This is a genomic window from Brachybacterium phenoliresistens (genome assembly GCF_000576425.1).
Classification (GTDB): domain Bacteria; phylum Actinomycetota; class Actinomycetes; order Actinomycetales; family Dermabacteraceae; genus Brachybacterium; species Brachybacterium phenoliresistens.
On the sequence record NZ_KK069992.1, the window covers coordinates 123848 to 144327 of the forward strand.

General features: G+C 73.2%; 13 protein-coding genes. 4 read left to right on the forward strand and 9 right to left on the reverse strand.

The features are described from left to right. Positions 1-61 precede the first annotated feature (61 nt). A complete protein-coding gene (locus BF93_RS08600) occupies positions 62-1264 on the forward strand; it encodes an ROK family transcriptional regulator (RefSeq protein ID WP_084148398.1) in 1203 nt (400 codons plus the stop codon). Here BF93_RS08600 and BF93_RS08605 read toward each other — a convergent pair. After that, positions 1242-2711 carry a helix-turn-helix domain-containing protein gene (locus tag BF93_RS08605; RefSeq protein ID WP_038372036.1) on the reverse strand — a complete coding sequence of 490 codons (1470 nt, stop codon included), beginning with the start codon at positions 2709-2711 and terminating at the stop codon, positions 1242-1244. The two genes, BF93_RS08600 and BF93_RS08605, sit on opposite strands and share 23 nt — an antisense overlap. 360 nt (positions 2712-3071) lie before the next feature. Here BF93_RS08605 and BF93_RS08610 point away from each other — a divergent pair, with 360 nt between their 5' ends. Beyond that, the gene (locus tag BF93_RS08610; protein WP_051486749.1) at positions 3072-4877 is read left to right on the forward strand and encodes a phosphoenolpyruvate carboxykinase (GTP); all 1806 of its coding nucleotides are present in this window, start codon (positions 3072-3074) and stop codon (positions 4875-4877) included. A gap of 68 nt (positions 4878-4945) precedes the next feature. Here the strand turns inward: BF93_RS08610 and BF93_RS08615 are convergent, their stop codons facing one another. The 4 genes from BF93_RS08615 to BF93_RS08630 are packed head-to-tail and all read right to left on the reverse strand — an operon-like array spanning position 4946 to position 10637. Then, on the reverse strand, positions 4946-6391 hold the full coding sequence (locus tag BF93_RS08615) for an ABC transporter substrate-binding protein (protein WP_084148400.1): 1446 nt from the start codon (positions 6389-6391) through the stop codon (positions 4946-4948). 10 nt (positions 6392-6401) lie between these two features. Next, entirely contained in the window at positions 6402-7349 is a 948-nt protein-coding gene (locus tag BF93_RS08620; protein ID WP_038372037.1) for a carbohydrate ABC transporter permease, read from the reverse strand. Positions 7350-7362: 13 nt separating this feature from the next. Then, positions 7363-8298 carry a carbohydrate ABC transporter permease gene (locus tag BF93_RS08625; protein WP_038372038.1) on the reverse strand — a complete coding sequence of 312 codons (936 nt, stop codon included), beginning with the start codon at positions 8296-8298 and terminating at the stop codon, positions 7363-7365. Positions 8299-8339: 41 nt separating this feature from the next. Beyond that, complete coding sequence (locus BF93_RS08630) at positions 8340-10637, reverse strand: alpha-galactosidase (protein ID WP_084148401.1); 2298 nt, start codon at positions 10635-10637, stop codon at positions 8340-8342. A gap of 216 nt (positions 10638-10853) precedes the next feature. Between BF93_RS08630 and BF93_RS08635 the strand changes: the two genes are divergently transcribed. After that, positions 10854-12065 (forward strand): pyridoxal phosphate-dependent aminotransferase, encoded by a 1212-nt coding sequence (locus BF93_RS08635; RefSeq protein ID WP_038372040.1) that lies wholly within the window; start codon positions 10854-10856, stop codon positions 12063-12065. A 135-nt stretch (positions 12066-12200) separates the two neighbouring features. On the opposite strand, the gene BF93_RS08640 is transcribed toward BF93_RS08635, so the two are convergent. The 4 genes from BF93_RS08640 to BF93_RS08655 all read right to left on the reverse strand — a co-directional run bounded on the left by BF93_RS08640 (position 12201) and on the right by BF93_RS08655 (position 17932). Continuing rightward, positions 12201-13676, reverse strand: coding sequence for an FAD-dependent oxidoreductase (locus BF93_RS08640; RefSeq protein WP_038372041.1), 1476 nt, complete (start codon positions 13674-13676; stop codon positions 12201-12203). 270 nt (positions 13677-13946) lie between these two features. Continuing rightward, positions 13947-14948 (reverse strand): transglutaminase family protein, encoded by a 1002-nt coding sequence (locus BF93_RS08645; protein WP_051486731.1) that lies wholly within the window; start codon positions 14946-14948, stop codon positions 13947-13949. After that, positions 14941-17181 carry a circularly permuted type 2 ATP-grasp protein gene (locus BF93_RS08650; RefSeq protein ID WP_038372042.1) on the reverse strand — a complete coding sequence of 747 codons (2241 nt, stop codon included), beginning with the start codon at positions 17179-17181 and terminating at the stop codon, positions 14941-14943. The genes BF93_RS08645 and BF93_RS08650 overlap by 8 nt, the downstream gene beginning before the upstream one ends. Before the next feature lie 73 nt (positions 17182-17254). After that, on the reverse strand, positions 17255-17932 hold the full coding sequence (locus BF93_RS08655; RefSeq protein ID WP_038372043.1) for an AIM24 family protein: 678 nt from the start codon (positions 17930-17932) through the stop codon (positions 17255-17257). Positions 17933-18142: 210 nt separating this feature from the next. Here BF93_RS08655 and BF93_RS08660 point away from each other — a divergent pair, with 210 nt between their 5' ends. Continuing rightward, entirely contained in the window at positions 18143-20446 is a 2304-nt protein-coding gene (locus BF93_RS08660) for a serine/threonine-protein kinase (protein ID WP_232226278.1), read from the forward strand. Positions 20447-20480 lie beyond the last annotated feature (34 nt).

The following is a 20480-nucleotide window of genomic DNA, read 5'->3' on the forward strand; positions in this document are numbered from 1 at the left end:
GCGTCGTGTCCGACCTGCGGGGAGGGGCCCCGCGGCGCGCCGCAGCACGGATAATGGCCGGATGGATCCCCGGACCGACCCGACCGTGCCGCCGGCCGGTGCGCCCGCGGCGGTCCCGTGCCCGGGCGCCCCCGCGAGCGCGCTGCCCGCCGCGCCGGGCTCGTCGAGCGCCGGCGAGGTCTACGAGCATCTGGTCCGATGGGGGCCGCACGCCCGCACCGACCTGGCCCGCCTGCTGGGGCTGTCCGGTCCCACCCTCACCCGTCTCACCCGCGAGCTGCTCGAGGCGGGGCTGCTGCGCGAGCTGCCGCCGCTGCCCCAGCTCAAGGGGCGGCCGCAGCAGCCGCTGGACGTCGACGAGGACCACGCCCGCTTCATCGGCATCAAGATCACCGCGCAGAGCGTGTACGCGGCGGTGGTGACGGTCCGCGGGGTCGCGCTCGAGGAGCTGAGCACGGATCTCTCCAGCGCGGATCCGGCGAGCGTGGTCGAGGAGACCGTCGCGCTGTGCGCGCCGCTGGTGGCGGCGCACCCGCGGGTCGCGGGGGTCGGCGTGGGCATCGGCGCCCAGGTCGGGGCGGACGGGGCGGTGGCGGCCTCGGCGATGCTCGGCTGGTACGAGCCGTTCCCCCTGCGGTCCGTGCTCGAGGAGCGCCTGGGCCTGCCGGTGAGCGTGAGCAACGACTTCCATGCCCTGCTCGAGGGGCTGTCCTGGTTCGGGGTGGGCCGGCGCCATCGCAGCTTCGCGGTGATCACCATCGGCGCCGGGGTGGGCGTGGGCAGCGTGGTGGAGACGGAGGTCCATCGCGGCCGCCTGCACCTGGCGGGCCTGACGGGCAGCCTGCCCACCATCACCCGCGACGGGTGCGGGGTCCCGCTGCGCGATGTCGCCAGCACCGCGCACGTGCTGGAGGCCGCCCGCGCTCGCGGGGCGATCGCGCCGGGCCAGGGGCTGGACGCCCTGGTCGATGCCGCGCGCGCGGGGGAGGAGCCCGCCCTGGAGGTGGCCCGCGACGTCGCCCACGCCGTGGCCGTCGCCGGCGCGGGGCTGGTGGGCGTGCTGGACCCGGAGGCGCTGATCCTCGGCGGCGAGGCGGTGGACCTGCTGCGCCTGGGCACCGACTTCCCCGAGGCCCTGCGCTCGCGCCTGACCCGGGCCCAGCGCGACGTGGTCGTGCGCCTGCTGCCCGCGGAGTTCGACGACTGGGCGCGCGGCGCCGCCGTCATCGCGGTGCGTCGCTTCATCGGCGGGGAGGGCGCGTGAGCCCCGGCTCGGCGGCGTGGCGCTCCAGGAAGTCGTAGACCTCGATCTCGTCCACGCCGGGGAAGGCCCCGCGGGGAAGGGGCGAGAACATGTGCGTGTGCACCCGCGCGCTGGGCCAGGCCCGTCCGCTCCACCGCGCGGCCGCCTCTCCCGTGGGGCGCCGGCAGCAGGCCTCGTCCGGGCAGGTCGAGCTGGCCCGGGCGGTGGTCTCCCGCCCTCGCCACCAGCGGGTGTCCTGGTACGGGACGCCGACGGAGATGGAGAACCCGCCGCTCGCCGAGGAGCCGGTCTGGGTCGCGCACCAGAAGGACCCGGCGGGGGTGTCGGTGTACTGGTGCTCCTCCGTGGGCCGGTTCTGCGCGCGCAGCGCCGCGCGCGCCTGGAACCTCCGGCACACCGGCAGGCCCTCGACGGATCCCGTGACGTCCTGGGGCAGCGGGAGGCCGTCGTTCTCGTAGGCCCGGGCGATCGCCCCGTCCTCCTCGACGCGCAGGAAGTGCAGGCGCATCCCGAGATGCTCGGTCATCAGGTTGGTCATCCGCAGGGCCGCCGACTCGTGCGTCACGCCGAAGGCGTCGCGGAAGTCCTCCACGGCCAGGTTCCGCTCCTTCTTCGCCTGCTGCAGGAACTCGACCCCCGCCGCCTCGGGGATGAGGCAGGCCGCGGCGAAGTAGTTGATCTCCAGGCGCTGGCGGAGGAAGTCCGCGTAGGAGGTGGGGGAGGCGTGCTCCAGCAGCTGGTGCGCGATCGCCTGCAGGGCCATGGAGCGAAGCCCGTGCCCGCCGGGGACGGAGGCCGGCGGGAGGTAGATCCGCCCGTTCTCCAGGTCCGTGAGGGACCGGGTGGAGGCCGGCAGGTCGCTGACGTAGATGAGCTGCAGCCCCAGACGCTCCGCCATGGTGCTCACGGTGCGGTGGGTGAGGGCCCCGCCCGCATGCCCAGCCGCCTGCAGCTGCTGCTGGGCGATCTGCTCGATGGCGCCGATGTAGTTGTTCTCCCCGCGCATCCGCAGGCGCAGCTCGGTGTTGGCGCGCCGCGCCTCCTCCGGGGTGGCGATCGCCTCGCTCTCGCGGCGCTGCAGCTCCCGATGCAGGCCGATGATCGAGGAGAGGGTCTCGTCGCTCATGCTCCGTGTGACCCGCACCGGCGGGATGCCGAGCTGGCGGAAGACGGGACTGTCCTGGGCGCGGGCCAGCTCGATCTCGAGGGCCGCCCGCCGGCTGGGCGGCTCGTCCGAGAGGAGGTCGCCGAGGTCCGTGCCGCAGGCCCGGGCGATCGCCTGCAGCAGCGAGAGCTTCGGTTCGCGGCGCCCGTTCTCGATCAGGCTGAGCTGGGACCCGGCGACGCCGACCTCCGCCCCGAGCGCCTCGAGGGTCAGGCCGCGCGCGGTGCGGTGATGTCGGATGCGGTGCCCCAGGGTGGTCAGGGCGAGGTCGGTGCGCGCCATGTCTTCACCATATCGAAAGAATCGAGGATCTTTCCTCGGTTCCTGGTCTTCAGAGGCGTCGATACACCCGCAGGATGTCATCATCGCACCTGCTTCGAAGGAGATCAGATGACCCTCATCGAGTCCCGCACCGCGGCCTCTCCCACCGCCTCCGGCTCGGCCACGCCCTCGACCTCCGCGCCCCGGCTGGGCGGCGCCGCTCCCGGCGACCTCGCTTCGGACCCGGCATCGGACCCGGCATCGGGCCCCGCATCGGGCAACGCATCGGCATCGGGCCCCGCGGCCGACCCGGATCCCTCGCGCGCCGTCCCGCGGGCGGCGCGCCCCTTCGGCCAGGCCCCGTACCGCGGCACGGCGGGGATGACCGACCTGCTCGCATGGGTCGACGACATCGCCCGGCTCGCGCGTCCCGATCGAGTGCACTGGGTCAGCGGCTCGGAGGAGGAGCACGAGGAGCTCCTGCGGGTCCTGGTCGCCGAGGGGAAGCTCGAGAAGCTCGACCCGGTGCTGCGTCCGGACTCCTACCTCGCCCGCTCGCACCCGGGCGACGTCGCCCGCACCGAGGCGCGCACGATCATCGCCTCCGCGCGCGAGGAGGACGCCGGTCCCACCAACAACTGGGCCGATCCCGAGGAGATGCGCGCCCTGCGCGACAGCCTCCTGGACGGCGCCATGCGCGGCCGCACCCTGTACGTCGTCCCCTTCTCCCTCGGGGCCGTCGGCGGGAAGGACTCGCGGATCGGCGTGCAGATCACCGACAGCGCCTACGCGGTCGTCTCGATCGGCGTCATGACCCGGGTCGGCGCGCCGGTGCTGCGCGAGATCTCGGACGGCGCGGCGTGGGTGCGCACCGTGCACTCGGTGGGCGCGCCGCTGGAGCCGGGGCAGGAGGACACGGCCTGGCCCTGCCACGAGGAGAAGCACATCATCCACTTCCCGGAGACGCTGGAGGTCTTCTCCTACGGCTCCGGCTACGGCGGCAACGCGATCCTCGCCAAGAAGTGCGTCGCGCTGCGCCTGGCCTCGGTGATGGCGCGGGACGAGGGCTGGCTGGCCGAGCACATGCTGCTGATCCGCCTCGTCTCCCCGCAGGGCCGCCGGTACCACGTGGCGGCGGCGTTCCCCTCGGCCTGCGGCAAGACGAACCTCGCCATGCTGCGCCCCACCCTGCCCGGCTGGCGGGTGGAGACCCTCGGAGACGACATCGTGTGGATGCGTCCCGGGGCCGATGGCCGGATGCACGCCATGAACCCCGAGGCGGGGTTCTTCGGCGTGGCGCCGGGCACCGGGCCGGCGACGAACGCCTCCGCGATCGAGACCCTGTGGGGCCGCACGATCTTCACCAACGTCGCCCGCACCCCGGAGGGCGACGTCTGGTGGGAGGGGCTCACGGACACGCCCCCGGAGCGCCTCGTGGACTGGCAGGGCCGGGACTGGACGCCGTCCTCGGGCCGCCCGGCGGCCCACCCGAACTCGCGCTTCACCGTCTCCGCCGCGCAGTGCCCCCAGATCGCCGAGGACTGGGAGGACCCCGACGGCGTGCCGCTGGACCTGATCCTCTTCGGCGGCCGCCGCGCCGCGCACGTGCCGCTGGTGGTCGAGGCCCGGGACTGGGCGCACGGCGTCTTCCTCGGCGCGACGATCGCCTCGGAGCGCACCGCCGCCGCGGAGGGGACCGTCGGCGAGGTGCGCCGCGAGCCCTTCGCGATGCTGCCCTTCTGCGGCTACCACCTGGGCGACTACCTCGCCCACTGGCTGCTGATGGGCCGGCGGATGTACACCGACGCCGCGCCGCGGATCTACCAGGTCAACTGGTTCCGGCGCGGCGAGGACGGCCGCTTCCTGTGGCCCGGGTTCGGCGAGAACATCCGCGTGCTCGACTGGATCATCGGCCGCCTGGAGGGCCGCGCCGGGGCGCAGGACTCGCCCCTGGGCGCCCTGCCCCGGCCCGAGGACCTCGACCTCACCGGCCTGGACCTGCCCCCGGAGGACCTCGAGGAGCTGCTCGCGGTCGACCCCGCCGCCTGGCAGGCCGAGGCCGAGGGGATCGGCGCGTTCCTGGAGACCTTCGGCGACCGCCTGCCCGCGGAGCTGGGGGAGGAGCTGGCCTCCCTGCGCGCCCGTCTCGCCGCGGCAGAGGCCCCGGTGCGCCCCGACCGCCCCTGAGACCCCGACGCACAGGACGCCCCGGGATCCGTCGCGGATCCCGGGGCGTCCTGCTCCGTGGCCGGTGCCTACTCGAACAGGGCGTTGACCCGGTCGTTGTAGGCGGTGAACTCGGAGACGTCGATCTGGCGCATCCACAGGCGGTCGAAGGCGCTCTGCATGATCGCCGCGATCGAGGCGGAGTTCTCCACCAGCGGGTACAGGCCCGTCTCCCCGCGATCGACCCGGTCGGTGTACGGGGTGACGTCCAGTCCGGACTCGGCATGCGCGGCGATGGCCTTCTCGGTGCCGATGTCGGTGGCCGGGAAGATCGCCCCGAAGCCGCCGATGATCTCCTGCGCCTCGTCGGAGGCGAGGAAGGCGATCAGCCGGGACGCCTCCTCCTTGTGCTCGGACTGGGAGGAGATCGAGTCGCCCAGGCCGTTGAACATCGACACGGGCGTGCCGACGGGGCCCGCAGGCAGCGGAGCGATCCCGAGATCGACCTCGTCCAGCCCGTTGTAGGTGCCGATCATCCACGAGCCCGCCAGCGCCAGGGCGCTGGCCCCGGACTGGATCTGCACCTGCTCGGGGGAGGAGTCGCCGAAGGTGCCGAAGGGCGGGTAGAAGCCCTTGTCCACAAGACCGTAGTACCAGTCCATGGTGGCCTGGAAGCGCTCGTCGTCGTAGTTGAAGCGGCGCCCCCAGGTGCGCTCATCCGTGAACGTCCATCCGGTGGACAGCGCGAAGGGGGACCACGCCGACTGGCCGACGTAGTCGACGCCGGGGCCGGCGGCCATGCCGTAGGTGACCACATCGGTGGGGTCGAAGCCCTCCTCGTCGCCGCGCACGCCGTGCGCGTCCACGCTGAGGTGGGCGAGGACCTTCTCGAAGGTCCCGCCGTCCTCGGGGTTCCAGTCCAGGCCCACGAGGTCCTCGTCCGTCATCCCCGCCTCGGCCAGGCGCGTGCGGTCGTACATGATGGCGATGGTGTCGTAGTCCTTGGGGATCCCGTAGCGGGCGCCGTCCTGGCCGGTCCACAGATCCTGCAGGCCCTCCTTGAAGCGGTCGCCGGGGATCTCGTCGAGCTGGCCGATGCCGTCCAGCGGGCTGATCACGCCGAGCTTCACGAACTCGGGGTACTTGCCCAGGTGGTCGGTGAAGCAGTCCGGGCCGGCCTCCGCGACGAAGCTCGCGGTGAGCTTGGTCCAGTAGTCGTCCCAGCCCATCTGCGTGATCCGCACGTGGATGTCGGGGTTCTTCGCCATGAAGGCCTCGATGGCCGCGGAGTAGGCGGGCAGCTGGTTGGCGTCCCACAGCCAGTAGTCGATGGTGGTGGTGCCGGCGGCGCCGACGCTGCCGCCGCAGCCGGCCAGACCTGCCGTGGCCGCGCCGGCGGCCAGCGCCGCGCCCGTGGTCAGGACGGTCCTGCGGCCGATGCCGCGGTTGTTCGGCCTGCGGCCGGTGCTGCTGTCGTCCGGCCTGCGGCCGGTGCTGCTGTCGTTCGGCCTGCGGCCGGTGCTGGATGGCGTCATCGTGCGCTCCTCACTTGATCCCGCTGAAGCCGATGGAGTTGACGATCCGCTTCGCGAACAGCGCGAAGATGATCAGCATGGGCGCGGCCGCGACCAGGGTCGCCGCCATCAGGCCCGACCAGTCCGGTCCGGTGCCCGGCGCCTGCGCCCGGAAGACGCCGAGCGCCACCGTGAGCACCCGCGAGGAGTCCGTGTAGGAGACCATCAGCGACCAGAAGTACTCGTTCCACGCGCCCATGTAGGTCAGCAGCGCGAGGGTGGTCAGCGCCGCCGAGGCCATCGGCAGGATCAGCGTGAAGAACACGCGGATCTTCCCGGCGCCGTCCAGCAGCGCGGCCTCCTCGACCTCCTGCGGCACGTTGTTGAAGAACTGCCGCAGGAAGAAGATCCCGAAGCTGGAGATGAACAGCGTCGGCAGCATGATCCCGGCCAGCGTGTCCACCAGGCCCAGGTTCTTGATGAGGATGAAGTTGGGCAGCAGGGTGAAGATCTGCGGGATCATCAGCGAGCCCAGGAACACCAGGAAGACGGTGTCGCGGCCGCGCCAGTGCAGGCGGCTGAACGCGTAGGCGGCCAGCGCGCAGGAGAAGGTCTGCACCACGGTGATGGTCGTCGCGACGATCACGGAGTTCAGCAGGTAGCGCCAGAAGTTGATGGAGGCCCCGGAGCCTCCCTGCGAGATCGCGGTCTCGACGTCCTGCAGCCCGAAGACGCGCTCGAAGCCGCCGAGGTTCCAGCCCACCGGGAGCAGGCTGCCGGGGTCCGTGCCCAGGGCGGTGTTCGAGGACAGCGCCGTGCGCAGGATCCAGTAGAAGGGGAACAGGGTGATGATCAGGATCGCGATCATCGCGATCCAGGCGATCAGCCGGCCCCAGCTGAAGGGGCGGCGCGGGCGCCGGGTCGGCACGGGGGCGGCGGCGCCGGGTGCGGGGGCCGTCGGTGCGGTGGTGGTCGTCATCGGTCTCCTCCTCTCAGTTCAGGTCCGACTGGCCGGCGCGCGAGAACCGGTACTGGGCGAAGGTGATCACCATGAGGATGATCAGCAGCGCGACGGACAGGGCGGAGGCGTAGCCGAACTCGTACTCCGCGAACGCGTTCTGGTAGATGTACATCTGCAGCACCCGCGAGGAGTCGGCGGGGCCGCCCTGCGTGGTCACCGAGACGGTGTCGAACACCTGGAACGAGCCGATGATCGACATGATCAGCACCAGGGCGAGGATCGGTCGCAGCAGCGGCAGGGTGATGCGGCGGAACATCGCCACCTCGCCCGCGCCGTCGGTGCGCGCCGCCTCGTAGAGGCCCTGCGGGATGGCCTGCAGGCCGGCGAACAGCAGCAGCGCCGTGTAGCCCATGTGCCGCCACACGTTGACCAGGGCGATCGTGGGGATCACCCAGGTCTCCGAGGTCCAGAACTGCACGGGATCCAGGCCGATGCCCGCGATCAGGCGGTTGACGATGCCCAGCTGCGTGTCCAGCAGCCACAGGAAGGTGATGGCGGCGACCACGTTGGAGACGAGGTACGGGGCCAGGACCAGCGAGCGCATCACCGTGGACTGCGTCAGGCGCTGCATGAGCACCGCGATGACCAGGGCCACCACCGTCTGGATGCCGATGTTCAGCACCACGTACCAGATGGTCACCTTCAGGGAGTTCCAGAAGATGGGGTCGGTGAGCATCTCGCGGTAGTTGGCCAGGCCCACCCAGCTCGGCGGGGTCAGGGTCGTGTACTCCGTGAAGGAGTAGTAGATACCGGTCAGCAGCGGCCAGATGAGGAACACCAGCAGGCCGATGCTCGCCGGTGCGATGAACAGCAGCGCCAGGGCCGTGTCATCCTTCCGGCGCCCGCGGCCGCCCCGGGTGGGGCTCGTCGCGGATGGCCGTCGCGTCGTCGTCGTCGCGGAGGTCATGCGCACTTCCTTGTCCGGAGGGGCGGGCGCCCCTCCTCGTGTCATGAGGCGGAGGCCTCGGGGGAGGTGAGCTCGAGCAGGATCGCCTGCTCGGGGTCGAGGACGGGGGCGTCGATGCCGGCGCGCAGCAGCGCGGAGCCCGGCAGCACGACCGCCTCGCCGTCGAGGGCGCGCTGCATCCACACCGGGGCGGTGAGGCCGTGGGGCCGTTCGTCGCCGAGGTGGACCTGCACGCGGTAGCGCCGCGCGGGGTCCAGGCCCGGGAGCTGGAGGCGCCCGCCCTGGACCTGGCCGCTGCGGGTCATGGCCGTGATCGAGAACAGCGCGTGGTCCTGTGCGGGGGAGACGACGCCGCTCACCCAGAGCACGTCCTCCGCGGCGCGGTCCGCGCGCACCAGGTCGCCGGTGAACAGCAGCTCCCGCACGCGCTTGTGCAGCGCGAGCCATCCGCGCAGCTGCGCGAGCTCGTCCTCGCTCGCGGAGGCGAGGTCCCATTCGATGCCCAGGTGGCCGAAGACGGCGGTCGCCGCACGGAAGGCCAGGGTGTGCAGGCGTCCGGTGGTGTGGGAGCGGCCCGAGGCGATGTGGCTGCCCATCAGCTCCAGGGGGATGAGCTGGCTGGTCCAGCGGTTCATCTGCTGGCGGTCCAGGGGGTCGATGCAGTCCGAGACCCACACCCGGTCGGTGCGCTCGAGCACCTCGAGGTCCACGCGCGCGCCGCCGGAGGAGCAGGACTCGATCTCCAGCCCCGGGTTGTCGCGCCTCAGCTCCTCGAGCAGGCGGTAGAAGGCCTCGGTCTGGGCGTGCACGCCGGCGGCGCCGGTGGCGCGGGTGGCCGCCTCGATGAGGTCGCGGTTGTGGTCCCACTTGATGTAGCCGATGTCGTAGCGGTCCAGGATCGCCTGCATCTGGCCGTGCACGTGGGCGTAGGCCTCGGGGATGGCGAGGTTGAGGACCTGCTGCTGGCGCGAGCGCAGCGGCATCCGGTCGGGGGAGGGCGCCATGATCCACTCGGGGTGGGCGCGGGCCACCTCGGAGTCCTCGTTGACCATCTCCGGCTCGAACCACAGGCCGAACTGCATGCCCAGCCCGGTCACATGGTCGATCAGCGGGGACAGCCCCTCGGGTGCGGGCCAGACGTCCTCGGACTCGACCCAGTCGCCCAGCCCCGAGGAGTCGTCGCGGCGCGAGCCGAACCAGCCGTCGTCCAGCACGTACCGCTCGACGCCGAGGGCGGCCGCGCGGTCGGCGAGGTCCCGCAGCCGGGCCAGGTCGTGGTCGAAGTACACGGCCTCCCACACGTTCAGGGTCACGGGACGGTCGGTGCCGACGTGCTGGGCGCGGGAGCGCAGGTGGCGGTGGAAGCGGCCGGCCACGGCGTCCAGGCCCCGCGCGTGGTTCGCGTACAGCCACGGGCCGGTGTAGGTCTCGTCGGCGGCCAGGCGCACCTCGCCCGGCAGCAGCAGCTCGCCGCCGCCGAGGATCTGACGGCCGGTGCTGAGCTTCTCGGCCAGATGGCGGTGGTTGCCGGAGAAGGCGGTGTGCACCGCCCAGATCTCGCCCTCGCGGAACCCGAAGCCGGGGGCGCCGGCATGCAGCACGTAGGCGGAGTCCGCACCGGTGCGGCCGCGCCGGTTCTCGCGCAGGTGGGTGCCGACGCCGAAGGCGGTGCGCTGCGGGGTGCGCTCCTTGGCCCATCGGCCGGCGAAGTCGAGCAGCTCGCAGGCGTGCGCCGGCACCGGGACGGCGAGGGTGAGCTCCTGCAGCTGGTAGGGGGCCTCGCCGCGGTTGGTGAGCGCGGCCCGCAGGCGCAGCAGGCCCGTGGGCAGCAGCTCGATCTCGAGGGCGACCTCGAGGGCGAGCTCCGGGTCGAGGAGGTCGACCTCGACGCGGGAGGGGCCGGCCTCGAGGGCCGGCTGCTCCACCGGCGCCGCGGCGGCGGCGAGCTCAGCCGATGCGGAGGTGCCCGGCCCGGTGACATCGGCCCGGCGGATCGCCGCGACCTGCAGCCGGGGGGCGAAGCCGGAGCCGTCGGCCCGCGAGCCCGAGATGCCGGGGCGACCCACCCAGCCATCGGCCGACTGCGCGATGACGCCCACGCGCACCGGCACGTCCACCGCGTTCTGCGGCATGCTCGGCACCGCCGTGAGGGCGATCCGGTCGATCTCCTCGCCGCGCAGCTCGCCGAGGTCCTCGCCCCAGTGGACGATCTCGGGGACGCGGCCGTCGGTGACGTCCAGCAGGACGCTCACGCCGGCGGCGCGCAGGTGGAGGCGGTGGGTGAGTCCCGGGACGGGCGCGGTGACGGCGGCGTCCAGGTTCGTGCTGCGAGGCGGCATCGGTCTCTCTCCGGTGAGGCGGCGTCCGCGCCCGGCGGGGTGCGGTGCGACAAAATTACATCATGAAAGTAAATCGGAGAAGAGATGTGGCTCACGGTGCGGACGCCGGCCGCCCGCCCGTCCGCTCCGCTCCGCGGGCCGCGCGGCGAGAGCCCGGGAGGGCGGGAGGGCCGCGGCGATATGCTGGCCGCCCCCGACCAGGCCAGGAGGCCGACCATGATCTTGAACCAGTCCTCGAAGCTGCGTGATGTCTGCTATGAGATCCGAGGACCGGTCCCCGCCGAGGCAGCCCGCATGGAGGCCGAGGGGCACAAGATCATCAAGCTGAACATCGGCAACCCGGCGCCGTTCGGCTTCGAGGCGCCCGACGAGATCCTCGTCGACATGATCCGCCAGCTGCCCACCGCCCAGGGGTACTCCGAGTCCAAGGGCATCCCCGCGGCCCGCCGCGCCGTCGCGCAGTACTACCAGACTCGCGGCATGCCCGGCATGGAGCTGGACGACGTGTACCTCGGCAACGGCGTCTCCGAGCTGATCCAGATGGTGTGCCAGGCGCTCGTCGACAACGGCGACGAGATCCTGGTGCCGATGCCCGACTACCCGCTGTGGACCGCCTCGGTCTCCCTCGCCGGCGGCAGGGCCGTGCACTACCGGTGCGACGAGGACAACCACTGGTGGCCGGACATCACCGACATCGCCGACAAGATCACCGAGCGGACCAAGGCGATCGTGGTGATCAACCCGAACAACCCCACCGGCGCGGTCTACCCCGAGTCGGTGCTGCAGCAGATCATCGAGGTCGCCCGCAAGCACGACCTGCTGATCCTGTCCGACGAGATCTACGACAAGATCACCTACGACGGCGTGACCCACACGCCCATCGGCTCCCTCGCGCACGACCTGCTGACCATCACCTTCAACGGCCTGTCCAAGGCGTACCGCGTGGCCGGCTTCCGCGCCGGGTGGATGGCGCTGTACGGACCGAAGGACCACGCCGCGAGCTTCATCGAGGGCCTGGACGTGCTCTCCAACATGCGCCTGTGCCCGAACGTCCCCGCGCAGCACGTGGTGGCGACGGCGCTGGGCGGGTACCAGTCCATCACCGACCTCCTGCTGCCCGGGGGCCGGCTGCTCGAGCAGCGCGACGCCGCCTACGAGGGCCTGTCCGCGATCCCCGGGGTCAGCGTCGAGAAGGCCGAGGGGGCGCTGTACATGTTCCCGAGGCTCGACCGCGAGATGTACCGCGTGGAGAACGACGAGCAGTTCGCCTACGACCTGCTGCGCTCGAAGAAGCTGCTGGTCACGCAGGGCACCGGCTTCAACTATCCGGAGCCCGACCACTTCCGCCTGGTGACCCTGCCCAGCGTGGAGGTGCTCCAGGACGCGATCGACCGCATCGCCGACTTCCTCGCCGGCATCCGGCGCTGAGCGGGGCCCCTGCAGGGACGCGGAGCCGGCACCGGCGAGCGTCGCAGGACGTCCCCGCGGGGGGCCGGACGCCACGACGCCCGCTCGCGGCGAGGCGAGCGGGCGTCGTGGTCGGTGCGTGCGCGGGCGCGCGGGTCAGTGGGCCTCGGCGGGCACCCGGTCGCGCTGGGCCTGGGCCTCGCGGGCCACGCGGACCATCTCCTCGCGGTCGACGACCTTGATGCGCGGGCGGGCCTGGCCCTCGGCGTCCAGCGCGGCGGCGCCCAGGTCGACCTCGTGGGCGTCCAGGCCCATCCAGCCGTCCCAGGTCGTGTAGGCCACGTCCTTGTCCTCGAGCAGGCGCAGGATCGAGTCGTTGTCACGATCCGCGGCGGGGGTCAGCACGCCGGCGTCCAGATCCTCGAGCAGGCAGGAGATGGTCTCCACCGCATCGGACTTGGTCGCGCCGATCAGGCCGACGGGACCGCGCTTGATCCAGCCGTTGGCGTAGACGCCGGGGATCGGCGCGCCGTCGCGGATGACACGGCCTGCCTCGTTGGTGATCACGCCGCGGCGCTCGTCGTAGGGCAGGCCCGGGACCTCGGAGCCGTGGTAGCCGATCGCGCGGTAGACGGCACCCAGCTCGTAGTCGACGAACTCGCCGGTGCCGACCACGGCACCCTGCTCGTCGAGCTCGGTGCGCTCGAAGCGCATGCCGGTGACCTTGCCGTCCTCGCCGAGGACCTCGACGGGCCGATGCCAGAAGTGCAGGTGCAGGCGGCGCTGCACGGGACCGCCGTGGTGGTCGGTGGGCTCCTCGCCGGCGGCCTCGCGGCGCTTCTGCTCCTCGAGCCAGCCGGTGAAGGTGGTGACGATCTGATCGGTGCGCTTGTCGGCGCGGATCTCCTCCCACTCCTTCTCGGTGATCTGCGCGAAGTCGCGCTCCTCGAGGACGACCTGGACGCCCTGGGGGTGGGCGAGCTCGCGGGTCTCCAGCGGGGAGAACTTGGTCTGCGCGGGGCCGCGGCGGCCGAAGACGTGCACGTCGGTGGTGGCCGCGCCCTTCAGGCCCTCGTAGACGTTGGCGGGGATCTCGGTGCGCAGCAGCTCGTCGGCGGACTTCGCGAGCATGCGGGCGGCGTCGAGGGCCACGTTGCCGTTGCCGATCATCGCCACGTGCTGGGCCGAGAGGTCCCAGGTGCGCGGGTAGTCGGGGTTGCCGTCGTACCAGGCGACGAAGTCGGCGGCGCCGAAGGAGCCCTCGAGGTCGATGCCGGGGATGTCGAGCCGGGCGTCCTTGAGGGCGCCGGTGGCGAAGATGATGGCGTCGTAGCGCTCGCGCAGCTCCTCGAAGCTGAGGTCGGTGCCGACCGCGACATCGCCGATGAAGCGGATGTCGCCGCGGCCGAGGATGCGGTGCAGGGCGGTGATGATGCCCTTGATGCGCGGGTGATCGGGGGCGACGCCGTAGCGGATGAGGCCGAACGGCGTCGGCATCGCATCGAAGATGTCGCACTGGACGGTCAGCTCGCCGGACTTCACGCGGGGCGTGCGGGCGAGGGTCTCGGCGGCGTAGACCCCGGCGGGGCCCGCGCCGATCACGGCAAGGCGCAGAGGCTGGGTGGTGGACATCGGACCTCGAGTCTCTTCTCCGGACGGGATTGTCGAACCAGCTTATACGGGGTATTCGCAGACCTTTGGGGGTGCGTGGGCGTCCTCACACCGTTCGTCCGATGTCGACACATTCCAGGCATCCCGGACGTCACACGATGTCACACGAGGCCATCGAGGTCGACATCCGGCGTCACATTCCGGACCGGGCGACCCCCGGCCGCGCCTGCGGGGCGGGCCGATGCGCCTGCGGGGCGGGCCCGATACGCCTGCGGGGCGGGGGGCCGATGCTCAGTCCCGCGCCTCCGGCACGACGCCCACGGCGACCTCCAGGGTCGAGCGGTTCCCCGCGGGCCCCACCACGATGCCCCGCAGCGGCGGCACGTCCGTGTAGTCGCGCCCCCAGGCGGTGGTCACGAAGCGCTGGTCGACGAAGGTGTTGTTGGTGGGGTCGATGTCGACCCAGCCGCATCCGGGCACGAGCACGCTGAGCCAGGCGTGGGAGGCCGCGGAGCCGATCATCTCCCCGGTCGGGGCGGTGCCCAGGGTCGCCGGATCCGCGCTCGCCGTGCGCAGATAGCCCGAGACGTACCGGGCCGCGAGTCCCATGCAGCGGGCCACGGCCACGCCCACGTGCGAGAAGTCCTGGCACACGCCGTGGCGGGCGGCGAGCACCTCCTCGAGGGTCGAGGTCACGGTGGTGGCCCCGGAGGAATAGGTGAAGCCGGTGTGGATGCGGTGGGTGAGGTCGGCCAGGGCCTCGCCGATGGGCCGTTCTGGGGTGAAGACCTGCTCGGCGATCTCCCGCACCGCGGGGATGGTGCGGATCCGCGGGGAGGGCAGCACGAAGTCGACGCTCTCGGCGGGCATGAGGTTGCCCCAGCGGTCCTGGGTGCACGACTCCCAGGGCGCGGCGAGCCGCTCGGGCGGGTACTCGCGGCCCAGCACCGTCACCCGCGCCCGCGAATGCACGTCCAGGGCGTCATGCGGCCCGTTCACCAGCAGGAAGGTCGAGGAGTTGCCGTAGACGTCGGTGTGGGCGGTGAGCACGGCCGGCGCCGGCTCGACGGTCACCTCATGGGAGAGGACCCGCTGGTACGGGGTCGCGCGCGGCTCGACGTGGGCGCGGCCGTAATTGCGGTCCACGGTGCGCTGGTAGCGGTAGCTGGTGAGGTGATGGACGAGATAGTCCACGGGCTCCGGCGCCGCGGCCCCCTCGACCTGCAGGGGGATGCGCGGCGGCGCCGGCGTGCGACGGGCGGCGGCGCTCCCCGATGCGCTCGGCTCAGACATCGTCGATCCCCCAGGCGGCCGTGCGCTCGGGAGCGCGGAAGAACTCCTCCTCGAGCGCGGTGGACAGGGTGCGCAGCAGGTCCCGGGCCGCGCCGAGCTGCGCGGGCACGCCGGTGCGGGCGGAGCCCTCCGCCTCGGGCTGCAGCAGGCTGCGCGCGGAGAGCGACTCGGTGCGGGAGCGCAGATCGGCCAGCAGGGAGCGGACCTCGCTGGTCGCCGAGGTGTCGGGCAGGCGGTCCACCGCCTCCCGCAGCCGCTCGACCTGGAAGGCGAGGGAGCGCGGCAGGGCCGCATCGGCCAACAGCATCTCCGCGAGCAGCTCGGGGTGCAGAGGAGAGCGGTAGGCGCGGCGGAAGGCGGTGCTCGCCCCGGTGATGGTGGCGACCGCCGCGGAGACCCGCTGCTCCACGCGGAGGGAGCGGCGCTCAGAGAACACGGAGCCCAGCAGGGCCAGCAGCCCCAGGGCCCGCTCGATGCGGCGCCCCGCCTCCCACAGGTCCCGGCCCGTGCCCCGGCTCATGGACTCGGTGATCGCGCCGGTGAGCGTCAGGCAGCCGTCGACCAGGACGGTGAGGGACTGCTCCAGCGGCCCCTCGAGGGCGGCCGGGGCGCGCAGGGTCTCGCGCATCCGCGTCAGGGCCGGCCAGATGTCCTCGCCGACGAGGTCCCGCAGACTGAGCGTGCTGTGCTCGAGGGCGCGGAAGGACTGCCCCAGGGAGCCGGGGCGGGAGACGTCGGTGACCACCGAGGCCAGCTCGGCATCCACGGCGTCGCCGTCGGTCGGGTCGATCGCGGTGAAGCCGGGATAGGTCGCGGTCACGTCGGTGACCGCGCGCAGCAGCACGGTGCGGGCGGTGAGCGCGGAGGCGGAGCGCTCGGCCCTCAGGTCGTTGCCCACGTCCACGACGGTGCGCAGCATGCGGGCGGTCTGGTCGACCCGCTCGAGGTAGCGGCCGAACCAGAACAGGTCGGTGCCGATCGACGGCGTGATCGCCGTGCGGGAGGGCAGGGCGCCGATGCCCTCGAGCGCCTCGCCCCGGCTCTCGGCACCCTCGGGGGCGGAGGACGGCTCCGGCACCAGCACCCACACGTCCTTCAGGGCCGGGGGCGCGTCGTCATCCGTGCGGGCGATCCCGCCGGGCAGGACCTCGTAGCCCGACTCCCCGGCGACCACCATGACCTGCAGCGTCACGGGACGTTCGACGAGCTCCTCGCCGCCGTCGGGGTCCAGCGACAGCGCCGTCGCCCGCTCCGGGCCGAGAGGGCCGGCGGGGGAGTGCAGGCGCAGGTCCTCGTGGAGGACCTGCCGGCACAGGTCCGGCAGCGCGGCGCGCAGCGCCGGGTTCTCCAGGATCCCGGCGCCGATGGGGTTGAGCACCGCGACCTCCCCGCGGCGCGCCGCCTCGGTGAGGCCGGTGACCCCGCCCAGCGGCGTCGGGCCCAGGTCCAGGGGGTCGACCTGCGCGGAGGGGACCAGGCGCCAGATGGCGTCCACGCCCGTGGTCTCGGCGGCGGTGCCGGCCGGGGCGTGCAGGCGCACGCTGCCGTCGCGGATCACGAGATCGGTCGCGGAGACGACGGGGGCGCCCAGCAGGCTCGCCAGCAGCCGATGGTCCGCGCTCTGCGCATCCCCCGCCTCGTCGATGAGCACCACCAGGCGGCCGGCGCGGCCGTCGGCGCGCAGACGGGCGTGCAGGGACGTGCGCACGGTGTCGAAGAAGGGCTGCAGGCGGTGCAGCGGCGTGGAGCGGTACAGCGAGGGGACCGAGCGGGAGAGCACACGGCGCAGCTCGATGGCCAGGCCGCTGCCGCCGGGGGTGTCGGTGGAGTCCTCCAGCACCATCCAGCGACCCTCGGCCGTGCGGGTCACCCGGCAGGTGAGCATGTGCAGGTGCGCGGCGCCGTGGGCGGGCATGCCGACGGCGGGACGCAGGTAGGCGGGATCGGCGAAGACCGCCTCGGCCGGGGCGACGTCGCCGGTCAGGACGGTGCGCGGGCCGTACAGGTCGCCGTACAGCTCGTCGAGGAGGCGGGCGCGCTGGGTCAGCCCTGCGACCAGGTCCTGCCAGGCCTCGTCGTCCACCACCACCGGGACGGGGTCGACGATCTCCCCGGGGCGCTGCGAGAGCTCCGCGGCGAGCATGTCGCGGGCGGCGCCGGCGGCGCGCCGGCGCCCCGCCGGACCCAGGGCGCGCAGCTCCGCCGGGAGCGTGTCCGGTCGATGGGAGGTCACCGGCTCATCGTAGGCCGACGGCCCGTCTCCCCGTCGGGGGAGCCGGGTCCGTGGGCCCGGAGGCTCCGGCCGATCAGCCGGCCGCGACGACGGGCCGGCCCTCGGAGGGCTGCACGACGACGAAGCCCGGGCCGTGGAAGCCGAGCTGGAAGGACTCGCCGGAGCCGCGGCCGATGAGGGAGCCCATCTTGAAGTCGTTCTTGATCTGCGGCTGCAGGTTCGCCGACCAGCACACCGCGGCCTGCGGGTCCACGAAGGTGGGCTGCTGGGAGCAGTCCAGCAGCATCGGCGGGCCGTCGGAGGTCACCGCGACCATGCCGTGGCCCTGCAGCAGCAGGTTGAACAGGCCGCCGGCCATGAACCCCGCCCCGCCCAGGGAGCGGATGTCCCACTGGATGGAGGAGTCGAAGGCCAGCATGTTCTTGGTGTTCAGGGTGATCGCGTCGCCCTCGAGCTGCAGCAGGAAGATCTCCTCGGCGGCGCGGGCGTAGAAGATCTCGCCGTGGCCGCGGGTGCGCATCAGGTTCCCGCCCTCGCCGGTGGCCATCTTCTTCAGCAGCTTCATGCCGCCGCCGGAGCCCTGGTACGAGAAGTCCATCTGCCCCTGATAGGCGACCATGGCGCCCTGGGCGGAGATGATCTCGGGGGCATCGGGCTGCAGCGCGCAGCGGAGCATCTTGGAGGACTGCAGGCTCCAGCGCTCGGCGGTCTGGCGCTCCTGGTTGCTGGCGTCGAACAGGTTGCTTCGCATCGGGGTTCCCCTCTCCGGGTCCGGAGGCGATCCCCGGCCCTGCGCCGGAATCATCCCACGCGGCTCCGCCGGAGGCCACGGGGAGAACTGCCCATCGGCCGAGGGTTCCCCGCCGGGCCCCGCGGCGGTTCTGCGCAGGGCTTGGGGAGGTCCCGCACAGGTGCGGCGCCGGAGCCCGGGGACGGCGCGGGGGTCGCTAGCATGGCGAGCATGTCCGACCCTGCCGAGCCCGCCTCCCGCGCCCCGCACCGCGATCCGCGGCTCGAGGTGCTCGCCGCCGAGTCCGGATACGTGATCCACGAGAGGATCGGCGCCGGGGGGATGGGCATCGTCTACCGCGGCGACGACGCTGACGGCGCCGCCGTCGCGATCAAGCTGCTGCGCCACGACATCTCCGACGATCCGCGGGCCCGGGAGCGGCTGGCCCGGGAGGTCGCCGCGCAGCGTCTGGTGCGCAGCGACGCCATCGTGAAGATCCTGGACGCGGAGCTCGACTCGCCCGACGCCTTCGTCGTCACCGAGTTCATCCCCGGGCCCACCCTCGAGGACGCGGTGGAGACCCACGGCGGCCTGCACCCCGAGGCGGTGCGGGAGATCGGGCTGGTGCTGGGGGAGACCCTGCAGCTGATCCACGGCGCGGGCGTGATCCACCGCGACCTCAAGCCCTCCAACGTGATGCTGCGCCGGGCGCTGCCGGAGGATCTCGTCTCCTACGACCCGGACGGCCCCGGGCTGGACCCGGTGATCATCGATTTCGGCATCGCCATGGCGGCCGAGGAGTCGCGCCTGACCTCCACGGGCCTGGTGATGGGCACCGCCTCCTATCTCGATCCGCAGGTGGTGCGCACGAACCATTCGGGCGAGGCGGGGGACTGGTGGGCGCTGGCCGCGCTGCTGGCCTTCGCCGCGACCGGTCGCCCGCCCTTCGGATCCGGCCGCGCCGAGCTCGTCTTCCTGCGCGCCGAGCGCGGCGAGGCGGATCTCGAGGGCGCGCCGACGCAGCTGGCGGCCTGGCTGCGCCGCGGCCTGCAGGCCGATCCTGCGCAGCGCCCGCAGCCCGATGCCTGGCTCGAGGAGCTCGACGAGCTGGACCTCACCCTCTACGACGACCCGGGGGACACCGAGGTCCTCGCCGCCGGCGGCACGGCGGCCCTCGCCGGCGGCGCGGCCGCCGCAGCCGGCAGCGCATCGGCCGCGCACGCCGCTCCCACCGGCGTCGCCCCCGCCGCGGACGCCGGCGCCGGAGCGACCGAGGTGCTCTCCGCCGGTCAGACCGGCACGCGCGCCCTGCCGGCCCAGGAGCACGACCCCTGGACCCGCGGGGGCGGCGGGCAGGAGCCGCCGGGCGATGCCCGGACCGAGGTGCTCGCCGCGATCCCCGCCGACTCCTCGGCCGATGATCCCCGGGCCGGCGACTCCCGGGCCGATGATCCCCGGGGCGACGCCCTCCGGGGCGGCGATCCCTGGGCCGGGGCGCCGCGCCCCGCACCGTCCCGCGGCGCGGAGGCCCGCGGCGCGGAGGCCCGCACCCAGGCCCTGCCGGTCCAGGGCCTGGAACCGCGCACCGAGGTGATCCCGGTCCTCGCCGAGCCGCCCACCCAGGTGCTCCCGCCCATCCAGGACGCTCCGCGCACGCAGGTCATGCCGGTGGTGCGCGCCGCCCCGGGCGAGCAGGCCCCGCCCCTGGGGACCGGCCCCGTGCGCGCCGGCCAGGACCCCGCCCCGGCGCCCGCCCAGCACTACCCCGCCCAGCACTACCCCGCCCAGCCCTACGCCGGGCAGCAGCCGGTGCCCGGACAGCAGGGCCAGGCCGGCTGGCCCGGGCAGGCTGGCTCCCCGGCCCCCGCGCCCGGCCAGATGCCGGGGCAGGTGCCCGGACAGATGCCCGGGCAGGCCGCCCTTCCGGCATGGATGGCGCCGCCGCCGCGGCGGCACCTGCTGGTGTGGACGGGCCATCTCATCCTCATCGGCCTCGCGGCCGTCTCCCCGTACCTGTCGCTGGCGCTGCTGATCCTGCTGGGCGCGCTCGCCCGCACCTGGGAGAGGTCGCATCGGGCGCTGACGCTGCGCCGCGCGCGCGGCGGATCGGCCCCGGCCAGCGGCATGGCCGTGGGATCGGCCAGCCCCTTCCGCTTCGTGGTCTCCGTCGTGGAGATCGTCCTGCAGGCGGTGCTCCCCCTGGGGCTCGGCCTGCTGATCGGCGTGGCCGTCGACGGCGCCGCCGCGCTGCAGGGCGCCACCCTGCCCGACGGGGTCGTGTTCGCCACGGCGATCGGCGTCACGCTGCTGCTGGTGTGGGTGGGCCTGGGCTCGCGGACCACCCGCAACGGGGCGCACCGGATGCTCGACGCCGCCGCCCCGGACCGGCTGTGGGGCGCCATCGTGATGGCGCTGCTGCTGCTGATCATCGCCGCGGTGGGCGCCACGATCGCGGTGCGCGGCGGCCAGGTGGACTACTTCCCGCTGGGGGAGTGGTGGCGCCTGGACGAGCTGCTGCCCTGGCGCCGCGGCTGAGGCGGCAGGGCGTCGCGCCCCGCGCGCCCAGGAC

Coding starts and splice junctions, on each gene's coding strand:
- BF93_RS08600 (WP_084148398.1), top strand. CDS start 62: ATGGATCCCCGGACCGACCCGACCGTGCCGCCGGCCGGTGCGCCCGCG.
- BF93_RS08605 (WP_038372036.1), bottom strand. CDS start 2,711: ATGGCGCGCACCGACCTCGCCCTGACCACCCTGGGGCACCGCATCCGA.
- BF93_RS08610 (WP_051486749.1), top strand. CDS start 3,072: ATGACCGACCTGCTCGCATGGGTCGACGACATCGCCCGGCTCGCGCGT.
- BF93_RS08615 (WP_084148400.1), bottom strand. CDS start 6,391: ATGACGCCATCCAGCACCGGCCGCAGGCCGAACGACAGCAGCACCGGC.
- BF93_RS08620 (WP_038372037.1), bottom strand. CDS start 7,349: ATGACGACCACCACCGCACCGACGGCCCCCGCACCCGGCGCCGCCGCC.
- BF93_RS08625 (WP_038372038.1), bottom strand. CDS start 8,298: ATGACCTCCGCGACGACGACGACGCGACGGCCATCCGCGACGAGCCCC.
- BF93_RS08630 (WP_084148401.1), bottom strand. CDS start 10,637: ATGCCGCCTCGCAGCACGAACCTGGACGCCGCCGTCACCGCGCCCGTC.
- BF93_RS08635 (WP_038372040.1), top strand. CDS start 10,854: ATGATCTTGAACCAGTCCTCGAAGCTGCGTGATGTCTGCTATGAGATC.
- BF93_RS08640 (WP_038372041.1), bottom strand. CDS start 13,676: ATGTCCACCACCCAGCCTCTGCGCCTTGCCGTGATCGGCGCGGGCCCC.
- BF93_RS08645 (WP_051486731.1), bottom strand. CDS start 14,948: ATGTCTGAGCCGAGCGCATCGGGGAGCGCCGCCGCCCGTCGCACGCCG.
- BF93_RS08655 (WP_038372043.1), bottom strand. CDS start 17,932: ATGCGAAGCAACCTGTTCGACGCCAGCAACCAGGAGCGCCAGACCGCC.
- BF93_RS08660 (WP_232226278.1), top strand. CDS start 18,143: ATGTCCGACCCTGCCGAGCCCGCCTCCCGCGCCCCGCACCGCGATCCG.